Source organism: Anaerolineales bacterium, assembly GCA_037382465.1.
Taxonomy (GTDB): Bacteria; Chloroflexota; Anaerolineae; order Anaerolineales; family E44-bin32; genus WVZH01.
In genome coordinates this window covers 33119-43175 of the sequence record JARRPX010000018.1, presented here as the reverse complement: position 1 = coordinate 43175, position 10057 = coordinate 33119, and the positions used below count along the sequence as shown (strand labels likewise).

General features: G+C 55.0%; 10 protein-coding genes. All 10 read left to right on the top strand.

All coding sequences use genetic code 11. The features are described from left to right. A partial coding sequence (locus tag P8Z34_06885) for an MBL fold metallo-hydrolase (protein ID MEJ2550388.1) occupies positions 1-524 on the top strand: 524 nt, incomplete at its 5' end. A 126-nt stretch (positions 525-650) separates the two neighbouring features. Continuing rightward, positions 651-3173, top strand: coding sequence for an alpha/beta fold hydrolase (locus P8Z34_06880; GenBank protein ID MEJ2550387.1), 2523 nt, complete (start codon positions 651-653; stop codon positions 3171-3173). Positions 3174-3234: 61 nt separating this feature from the next. Beyond that, positions 3235-3945 carry a chitin deacetylase family protein gene (locus P8Z34_06875; protein ID MEJ2550386.1) on the top strand — a complete coding sequence of 237 codons (711 nt, stop codon included), beginning with the start codon at positions 3235-3237 and terminating at the stop codon, positions 3943-3945. Between the two features lie 157 nt (positions 3946-4102). Further along, the gene (locus tag P8Z34_06870; GenBank protein ID MEJ2550385.1) at positions 4103-5026 is read left to right on the top strand and encodes a diacylglycerol kinase family lipid kinase; all 924 of its coding nucleotides are present in this window, start codon (positions 4103-4105) and stop codon (positions 5024-5026) included. Next, entirely contained in the window at positions 5023-5709 is a 687-nt protein-coding gene (locus P8Z34_06865; GenBank protein ID MEJ2550384.1) for a lysophospholipid acyltransferase family protein, read from the top strand. The genes P8Z34_06870 and P8Z34_06865 overlap by 4 nt, the downstream gene beginning before the upstream one ends. A 126-nt stretch (positions 5710-5835) precedes the next feature. Next, complete coding sequence (locus P8Z34_06860; protein ID MEJ2550383.1) at positions 5836-7443, top strand: calcium/sodium antiporter; 1608 nt, start codon at positions 5836-5838, stop codon at positions 7441-7443. A 95-nt stretch (positions 7444-7538) separates the two neighbouring features. Further along, positions 7539-7883 carry a PilZ domain-containing protein gene (locus P8Z34_06855; GenBank protein ID MEJ2550382.1) on the top strand — a complete coding sequence of 115 codons (345 nt, stop codon included), beginning with the start codon at positions 7539-7541 and terminating at the stop codon, positions 7881-7883. Between the two features lie 232 nt (positions 7884-8115). Next, positions 8116-8358 carry a 4Fe-4S binding protein gene (locus P8Z34_06850; GenBank protein MEJ2550381.1) on the top strand — a complete coding sequence of 81 codons (243 nt, stop codon included), beginning with the start codon at positions 8116-8118 and terminating at the stop codon, positions 8356-8358. A gap of 33 nt (positions 8359-8391) precedes the next feature. Next, entirely contained in the window at positions 8392-9456 is a 1065-nt protein-coding gene (locus P8Z34_06845) for a 3-methyl-2-oxobutanoate dehydrogenase subunit VorB (GenBank protein ID MEJ2550380.1), read from the top strand. Positions 9457-9479: 23 nt separating this feature from the next. Beyond that, the coding region (locus P8Z34_06840) for a thiamine pyrophosphate-dependent enzyme (GenBank protein MEJ2550379.1) at positions 9480-10057 on the top strand (578 nt) is incomplete at its 3' end.

Below are 10057 nucleotides of genomic sequence, written 5' to 3'. Positions count from 1 at the left end.
AGCTGCGATTGATTTTCATCACCCACGCGCATATCGATCATTACGGCAGCGCGGCCGCGCTGCGCCGTGCAACGGGTGCACCTATCGCCATCCATCACGCGGATGTGAACACTATGGCGATGGGACGAAGCCCTCTCGGCGACCCGCGCGGAATGGGTCGAATCGTAGGCGCGGTGATGCCGCTGATCGAACGGATCGTCCCATTGGAGCCTACGGAAGCCGACATCGTCCTCAAAGACGGTGATTCGCTGGACGACTACGGCATCGATGCTTACGTGCTTCATACGCCGGGGCATACCCTGGGCTCGTCCAGCTTGATTGTGGAAGGTAAATACGCGTTCGTCGGCGACCTTTTATCCACCTATCGAAAACCGCATGTGCAGCGCTTGTTCGCGCAGGATTGGTCCGCCATTGGGCAAAGCCTCGATCGGCTCGAGGCGGGAAAACCGGAGTTGATCTACAGCGGACATGGAAAACGGCCGTTGACGCTTCAAGAACTAATCGGCCTGCGAAAGGCCCGGTAGATCATTTGCCGTCTCATCTTCGTGGAAATGGTGTTTATCCTGAATGAAAGCTGCAATCGTTACATTGGCGGACTCTTCATAATGACTTGACACCACCTCCGTTTCGCGGTCGTCGAGGAGGCTTAAATGAAGCGGAAGTTACGCGGCATAAAACGGCGAGCCGTACAACTGGATTTCAACCTTTATCGCACCGAAGTGCCGATTAAAGGATTATCGGACAGTTCGTTGAGCGTAATCGATATCTGGCCGGAACACGCACGAAACACGGTCGTCTTCATTCATGGATATGCGGGCTGCGCGGAAACCTGGGAGTACCAGATCAATTACTTCTCCCGGGAATATCGAGTCGTGGTGCCGGATTTACGCGGCCACGGACAAAGCGACGCGCCGTTCACGCAGTACACCATGCCGGAACTCGTCGAGGACATCGAGACGATAGCCGACAAGCTGTCGTTGGCCGAGCGATTCATCCTGGTGGGTCATTCGTTTGGCGGCGCGATCTGTATCGAATATGCCTATGCACACCCAGAGAGGCTCGATAAACTCGTCCTCATCGCGACGGCAGGTGAGTATCCTATGCCGCGCATCGTTTCATTGGCTTCCCGCATCCCAACTGCCGCGTTTCGTCCGTTCTGGCGGTACCGGCCGCGCTGGAACGCTGAAGTGCACGTGATGAAACGCATGATGCTCAATAACATGCGTAAATGGTCGGGGTGGGATCAATTGGAACACATCCACACCCCGACGCTGATCCTCACCGGAGAACGGGATCGCTATTTCCCGCACCGGGTTTACGCCGGCGTGGCGGAGAAGATTCCGGATGCGCGCGTCGTGGACATTGGCGGCTCGAAGCACAAAGTCCAGCTCGAGCGGCATCAAGCGGTTAATCGAGCGTTGGAACGATTTTTCGAGGAGGGGGAGCAGAAGAAGCGTTTGACATGGAGAGATCAGACTCTGAAACCCGATGGTTTCCAACGTCCTTGGTTGTCGAGTTACGGAAAACATACCCCGCATACTTTTCCCATCCCGCGGCGGCCGCTGCACCTTTTCCTCGAAGCGTCGGCCGCCATGCTGCCCAAAAACACCGCGACCATTTTCTACGGCTCGACGCTGACTTATCAGCAGCTGGACCGCAGGGTGAATCAGTTCGCCCATGCGCTGCACGGCCTCGGCGTCCGTCCAGGAGATCGGGTCGCTGTGGTACTGCCGAACATGCCGCAGCTCATCATCGCCTATTACGCTATATTAAAAATAGGTGGCGTCGTGGTGCTTTCGAATCCTGAGGCCGATGCAACGACCATTCTGCATCAACTCCAGGAAACCGAATCGAAGGTGTTGGTCACGCTGGCGAACTTCGCCGGCATGGCTTCTACCATTCAGGCGCAGTATCCCATTCAGGTGATTTTCACCAGCATCCGCAAAGCCGTGTCAGGAAGGACGTATCGCCACTTGATGACACGTTGGTCACAGGCAGGATTCGAGCCAGATGCGGAAGACATGGCTTCGAACGAGTATACGATGGCGAATTTGATGATGGACGCCTCGCGCCAGGCACCGCAGGTGGACGTATCTCCAGACGATATGGCGGCGATTATTTACACCAGCGGCACGACGGACGAGCCAAAAGGGGTTTGCCTCACGCACGCGAATCTGGTGGCGAATGCACTGCAAACGCGGCATTGGATTCCGGATCTTCGCACTGGTGAGGAGATCTTCCTCTCGGTGATCCCCCTCACGCATAGTTACGGGATGACGAGCGCGATGAACATCCCGATTGCGATGGGCGCTTCGATCGTTTTATTAATTGTCTTCGAACTCGATCAGGTATTGGCGCAAATCAAAAAATACCACCCCACGATCTTTCCGGGCGTGCCGACGATCTACATGGCGATCAACCAGGCCAAAAAAGTCCGCTCATATGGTCTTTCGTCGATCAAAGCCTGCATCAGCGGAGCCGCGCCGCTGCCCATCGAGGTTCAGGAAAAGTTCGAGAAGCTTTCAAAAGGACGCCTGGTGGAGGGATATGGACTTACCGAAGCTGCGCCCGTCACGCATGCGAATCCATTCGAACCATCCGAGAAAGTCGGTTCTATCGGCGTTCCGATCCCCAACACGGATGCGAAAATCGTGGATTTGGTTACCGGAGAAGATGTGCCTGCGGGGAAGATCGGCGAACTGTACGTCCGAGGTCCACAAGTTATGAAAGGTTACTGGTCGACAGGTGGTGTGGATGAGGAGGAATCGAGCAAGGTGATCCGGGATGGCTGGCTGGCGACGGGAGATATCGCCGTCATGGACAGCGACGGCTTTTTCAGCATCATCAGCCGCAAGCGTGATACGATCATGGCGGGTAAATTCAGCGTCTATCCGCGCGACGTCGAAGAAGTGCTCTACGAAAACAGCAAAGTCCTCGAGGCTGCCGTCGTTGGCATACAGGTAGGTGAATCGGAACAAAAAGTGAAGGCATTCGTCGTGCCAAGGCCCGGTACGAGCCTGTCGAAAGAAGAATTGCTCGATTTATGCCGGCAGCGGCTCGAAACCTATGAGGTTCCCTGGGAAATTGAATTCCGGGAGGAACTCCCCAAATCCTTTGTCGGCAAAGTGCTGCGGCGAATGCTTGTCGAAGACAGTGATCCGGCGGATTCGTAGCCATGCGCGAGGCGAAGAACGTTGTAGAATTAAACCCAATCTGAAGATGAAGCGACATAAGATGCTTTTTTTCGTGATCCTCTCGGTGATGGTGTTGTGTGGTCTGGTCGTCGTGGTATTGACGCAACCCAAGTGGCTCTTTTCGACTTTGAACGGCAAGACGCGCGGCGTTCTATACTCTGTCGAAACGAGTAAGCCGGTGATCGCCTTGACCATCGATGACGGGCCGGACGCAAAGCAAACCCCAAAAATTCTTGAGGTTCTTTCACAATACGATTCGCACGCGACCTTTTTTCTGATTGCCAGTCGTGTTCCGGGCAACGAAGACGTCGTACAGCAGATCCTTCAATCAGGGAACGAGATCGGCAATCATATGATGATGGACGAACCCAGCATTCTACTCGAGCAGGATGAATTCGAGCGGCGTTTGCTGGAGGCCGACGAAACACTTTCAGTATTCGGTGAAACCGTGTGGATGCGGCCCGGATCGGGTTTTTACAGTACTGCGATGATCGAAATCGCGGATAAACACGGCTACCGGATTGCCCTGGGTTCGATCTATCCCTACGATCCACAAATCGGTTCTGCGTGGGTATCGGCCAATTACGTGCTGTGGAAAGCTAGACCTGGGTCGATCATCGTACTGCATGATTACGGCAAGCGCGGGGAACGCACGGTGGAAGCTTTACAAGTTATTCTTCCCGAACTCGCCACGCGCGGCTATGAAGTGATCACGCTTTCGGAACTCGTCGAGTTGGGCATCAATTCGTGATCTCAACCGCCTCACTCATTTTGAAGCGGAACATTTTCAGTCGATGGGTGTTAATCATTTCGTCGGGCACTGCACCGATACGTTATTACGTTTTTTTCTTTTAACGATGGTGTCCAAAGCGAACGGAAAAAAATAAAACCTACGAACGAGGAAAAGAATGGCTAAATACCGCTTGATCGTAAATCCCATATCCGGGAGAGGCGCGGGTGTGGAAGCGATTCCCATGCTGCGGCAGGAACTCTCGAGCGCCGGATTGGATTTCGATCTGGAACTCACGCAGAGGCCGTGGCACGCAGCGGAGTTGGCGCGATCGGCCGTCGGCGGGGGATGCGAGCACGTCGTTGCGGTAGGCGGCGACGGAACGGCGAACGAGGTGCTCAACGGATTGATGCAGGCGAGAGACGCCGGCGAGGGTTCTGCAGTGATGGGGGTGATCGGGATCGGGCGCGGCAACGATTTCGCCTACGGCATGGGCGTCCCCGTGGGACTGAAGGAGGGATGCGAAATCTTGTGCCAGGGGTATCGCCGCACGGTGGATGTCGGATGCGTCACTGGCGGTCTGTTTCCAAACGGCCGGTATTTTGGGAACGGTGTCGGAATCGGCTTCGATGCCGTCGTCGGTTTCGAGGCGTTGAAGATGAAGCGCCTGACGGGTTTCCTCTCCTACGTCGTCGCCGCATTGAAGACGATGTTCTTGTATTACAAAGCACCGACGGTGCGCATCGAGTACAACGAGGAGAAGATCGAGATTCCCGCGTTGATGGTTTCGATCATGAACGGCCGCCGCATGGGCGGAGGTTTCATGATGGCGCCTCAGGGGATTATCGACGATGGGCAGTTCGATGTGTGTATCGCCGAGGAAGTGGGCAAGGCAACGATCTTCGCGTTGATCTTACGTTTCATGCAGGGAACACAGGCTTCGCATCGCGCCATTCGTGTCGGGCGAACGGACGAAATTTCGGTATCCGCACTTCGAGGAAGCTTGCCGGCGCACGCCGACGGCGAGACACTCTGCACCGAAGGCGATCGACTGACAATGAAGATCGTGCCCCGGCAGTTGGAAATGATCACGGCGAGATGACTTCCAAGAACTCGAATTTCAAACTTGCGGCAGTTAACCTGGCTTTCAAGGCGCTCACGGGCCTGCTCTGCCGGATCTGTACAGAGTCGCTGGAGCGTATCCCTGCGCAGGGCCCGTTGATCATTGTCGCCAACCACGTTAATTTCATTGACCTTCCCGTCATGTACCCGCGCGTCTACCCTCGAACGGTTACGGGATTTGCGAAATTGGAAACCTGGGAAAATCCACTCATGGCCGTTTTATTCGATATTCTCGAGGCGATTCCGATCCGCAGGGGTGAGGTCGACATCACGGCCTTGCGTAAAGCGCTTCACGTCCTCGAGCAGGGCAAGATCATCGCCATTGCGCCGGAGGGTACGCGCAGTGGTGACGGCAGACTTCGGCACGCTAAACCCGGAGTGATAATGCTGGCGTTGAAAAGCGGCGCGCCGCTTCTGCCAGTCGTTTATTATGGGGGAGAGAAACTGCGGGAGAACATGCGCCGCTTGCGACGAACGGCGATCCACATCGCCGTTGGTGAGCCTTTTCGTCTCGATCCCCACGGCAAGCGGATCACGCATGACGTACGCGAAAAAATGGTCGACGAGATCATGTATCAACTGGCCGAATTGCTTCCTGCGGATTACCGCGGCTACTATAAAAACCTAACGTCCAAATCAGAGGATTTCCTTCGTTTTCTGTAACCAGGATCGTATAGAATTGAGTAGAAGGTATCGGTTGAAGGGGTAAGGTAAAAGGATATCTGATACACTAAATATCCAATCCGTTCTCTCGCACGAGTAAAATCCTGCACAATCGTTTGTAGCGCCATGGAAGAATACTTCATCCAATTACCGCTCGCGGTCAATATCGCTTTGTTAGCCCTGTCCTTGTATGTTGTCATACGCGCCTCGTACATCATGGTGGACGGTGCGGTTTCCATCGCGCACTTGTTCAACATCAGCCCACTCGTGATCGGCGCGACGGTCGTGGCAATGGGTACGTCGTTCGCCGAATTGGCTGTGAATCTGGTCGTTGTGATCGGCGGGGGTGAAACATCGACGGTCGTAGGTAACATTCTCGGCTCGAATCTGGTTAACATCGGCATTGAACTTGGCATGTCTGCGATCATCGCCGGCTTGATCATCGTACCTCGAGAGGCCTTCGAAAAGGACATCCCACTCTATATCGCAGCCACCGGCATGATTACGGCCTTGAGCGTCGACGGCAGCATCAGTCGTTTCGATGCCGTTGTCATGCTCCTACTCTTCGTTGTGACATTGAGCCTGATCATCCAGTACGCCAAGGCGCGCCACATGCGCAGCGAGTTGGTTGTCGAAGTGACGCCGCTCGAGGGCATCTCCCATCCTGACGCCTTGACCATGTCGAAAAACAAAGCCGTCTTCTCGTTGTTGGGGGGCTTGTTGGTGCTCGTGGTTGCCTCACGTCTGTTAATCCTCAGTACATCGGCCATTGCGGTGGAAATGAATGTGCCCTGGTTTATCATCGGATTGATCATTATTGGACCGGGAACATCGCTGCCGGAGATTGCTTCCTCCCTTCAGGCGGCGCGTCGGAGGCATGCCGATTTGGTGCTGGGAACGGCGTTTGGCAGTAATTTGTTCAACTTGCTCTTCGGCTTGGGATTACCTGCGCTCATTCGACCGCTGAAGGTCGAAGACACTGCGGTGTCTAGTTTCTTCTTCATGAACTTCATCAACATCTCGTTCCTGGCGCTCTTGCTGATGGACCGCGGTTTTACCGCTCGCAAGGGTTCGATCAACCGCGTGATCGGTTCGTATCTTGTGGTGACCTATCTCGGTTTTATCAGCTACCTCGCTGCGGATGCGGCCGGTGGTGATCTGGCGTCCTGGTTGTCGGCCGTCGTCGCGCCCACCGCACTGATCGCGATCATCTATGGAATATACCGCTGGGGGATGCCGATGCTGCTTGGAGGTGGAAAGAAGTCAAGGGCTGCCGATGTCAGCTGCAAAATCTTGTGCGCGACGCGCGGCGGACGGGCGAGCCAGCCGACGCACACGCGGGCGATCCAGATTGCAAAGGACATGAACGTGGGAATTATATTTCTCTACGTGTTCGACAAGAACGCCTTGCCTCGTGAAGCAACCCCGCTGGTGATCAACGTCGAAGCGCAAATCCGACATATGCGGCAGTTCCTGAATCAGACCGCCGCCAAACAAGCAGAGCAGGCGGGTGTGCATTCTCGCGTCGTCGTTCGCGCAGGAAGCTTGTTGGAGCAGATCCAATCGATTGCCCGGGAAGAAGACATCACCGTCGCCATTCTGGGAAATCCAAAAGAGCGCAGCGGATTGTTCAAACGGGACGCGCTGCGATCTATGGCGAAGGAGATCGCCTCCTCGACGGGCATGGAAGTCATTGCCCTGATCGACGAGGCAGAAGAAAGTTACGTTGGATGATGCGCCAAAAACATGATATACATTAATGAGAATCGGCAGATCTTTCACGGGGGAAATTGGCTTTTCCGACCGGGCGTGATTTTAGGAGAAGTGGGTTGGCGGAACGACGGAAGTTAACACGCCGGCACCTGATCTACTATTTACGCGTTTTCGAGCGCGGCACGGGACGCATTGTGGGTCACCTCGTCGATTTAACTACAGAGGGCTTGATGCTGCTCAGCGAAGAACCGATCGAAACCGATCGCTTGTTTTACTTTCGCATGACTCTCCCGACAGAAATTCGTTCCAGCGCTCACGTCGCCTTCAACGCGCGCAGCATTTGGTGTAGACCAGACGACAGCCCTGATTTCTATGCCACCGGATTCAGCTTTGAAGAAGTCACCTCGGAAGATATTCGCGTGATCGAAAACTTGATCGAATCCTATGGATTGCGAGAATAGCTTCCTTCGCAACGTTGTGTCGGTGTTCACCATCGCCCCCCATCTCATCCTTCAACCATCTTCTTAAGGACGATCGGCAATTGCGAGGCTATTTTAACGAAACGGATAGGGCTACTCCAAAATAGGATGATTGTACTTCGCAAGTCGGGACGGTCAACACTGGGAGTGATATATGTATGCGATATAAGGTGATTAATGATGTGCCCAAGGTTTATCCATAGGAGGTTAACGTATGGCAAAGGGGCGTATCGTAATCGATGAAACGCTCTGTAAAGGTTGTGAACTATGCACAACCGTCTGCCCCAAAAATCTCATCCACATGGCAACGGGCCGTTTTACCCCAAAAGGCTATCGGCCGGCCGAACTCGTAGACATCGAGGAAGCGTGCACGGGATGTGCGATATGCACCGTAGTATGTCCGGACGCTGCAATAACCGTGTACCGATTTATCCCCGCAAATAAAGTGAATATCTAAGCTCAGTCAGGCCCAGGCAAGGAGGGTAATGGCGTGGCGAAGGAACTTCTGAAGGGCAACATTGCTTTTGCGGAAGCTGCCGTACGCGCAGGGTGTGAAGCATACTTTGGCTATCCGATCACTCCTCAAACAGAGGCACTCGAACATATGTCAAAACGCATGCCCGAACTCGGGCGGGTGTTCGTTCAAGCCGAAAGCGAAATCGCAGCCATCAACATGGTATACGGCGCGGCTTGCGCCGGGGTGCGCGTGATGACTTCCTCATCCAGTCCCGGGGTAAGCTTGATGATGGAAGGTCTCTCCTACATCGCTGCTTCCGAAGTACCGATCGTGCTGGTCGATATCATGCGCGGCGGACCCGGATTGGGCAACATTGCTCCATCCCAGGGAGATTATTTTCAGATCGTGAAGGGCGGGGGGCACGGAGATTACCGCCCTCTCGTGTTGGCGCCGGCGACCATTCAGGAGTTGATCGACTTTACCGTAGAAGCCTTCGATCTGGCCGAGAAATACCGCTGGATCGTGGTCGTCCTCGCCGACGGAAGCCTTGGACAGATGATGGAGCCGGCCGAACTGCCACCGATGCAGGAAGTTCGACCGAAGAAGGCGCGTCCTGCGTGGGCTTTGACGGGGGCGAAGCAGCGCGAGGCGAATATCATCGCCTCGATTTACATCGATCCCGTTGAAGGGGAAAAGTTCAACCAACATCTGCAGGAGAAGCTGGCAGAAATCATACGCAACGAGGTGCGCTATCGCGAGTACATGCTCGAGGATGCCGAAATCGGAATAGTGGCCTTTGGCACTGCAAGCCGGGTGGCGCAATCCGCCATTCAAGCCGCTCGGGAGGAGGGCATCAAAGTCGGATTGCTGCGCCCGGTATCCCTCTTCCCATTTCCTTACGCAAGGGTTGGCGAGTTTGCCGACCAGGTCGATTCGATCATCGTCGTGGAAATGAACAGCGGCCAAATGGTGGAAGACGTCCGTTTGGCAGTGGAAGGCAGGGTGCCGGTTTCTTTCTTTGGGAAAATGGGCGGGATCGTTCCCTTTCCGAATGAAATCCTGGAACAGATCCACAGCGCGTATGCGCGGCGGAAATGAGCCGAGTCGATTTGGAGGCATTGATGGCGACCAATGAATTGGTAGAAACGCTGGTATACACGAAGCCCGAAAGCCTTACCGAGGTGGGCACACATTATTGTCCTGGTTGTACCCATGGTGTGGCGCATCGCCTCATCGCCGAAGTCATCGACGAAATGGGCATTCGCGAAAGGACGATCGGCGTCGCACCCGTGGGCTGCGCCGTCTTCGCCTATAACTACTTCGATATGGATTTCACGGAAGCGGCACACGGCCGCGCGCCGGCGATGGCCACCGGTATAAAGCGCGTCAATCCCGAAAGCTTTGTTTTCACCTATCAAGGAGACGGGGACCTGGCTTCGATCGGGATCGCGGAAATCCTGCATGCTGCGGCGCGCGGCGAACATTTCAGCGTGTTCTTCATCAACAACGCCATCTACGGCATGACGGGCGGGCAGATGGCGCCGACGTCTCTGCTGGGGCAGCATACGTCCTCGACCCCGATGGGCCGAAAAATCGAACTGCACGGTTATCCGGTTCGCATGTGTGAACTGGTGGCCCAGATGGACGGCGCGGCGTATATCACACGCCAGAGTCTGCACGACGTGAGGCACATTCGCAA

Coding starts and splice junctions, on each gene's coding strand:
- P8Z34_06880 (MEJ2550387.1), top strand. CDS start 651: ATGAAGCGGAAGTTACGCGGCATAAAACGGCGAGCCGTACAACTGGAT.
- P8Z34_06875 (MEJ2550386.1), top strand. CDS start 3,235: ATGCTTTTTTTCGTGATCCTCTCGGTGATGGTGTTGTGTGGTCTGGTC.
- P8Z34_06870 (MEJ2550385.1), top strand. CDS start 4,103: ATGGCTAAATACCGCTTGATCGTAAATCCCATATCCGGGAGAGGCGCG.
- P8Z34_06865 (MEJ2550384.1), top strand. CDS start 5,023: ATGACTTCCAAGAACTCGAATTTCAAACTTGCGGCAGTTAACCTGGCT.
- P8Z34_06860 (MEJ2550383.1), top strand. CDS start 5,836: ATGGAAGAATACTTCATCCAATTACCGCTCGCGGTCAATATCGCTTTG.
- P8Z34_06850 (MEJ2550381.1), top strand. CDS start 8,116: ATGGCAAAGGGGCGTATCGTAATCGATGAAACGCTCTGTAAAGGTTGT.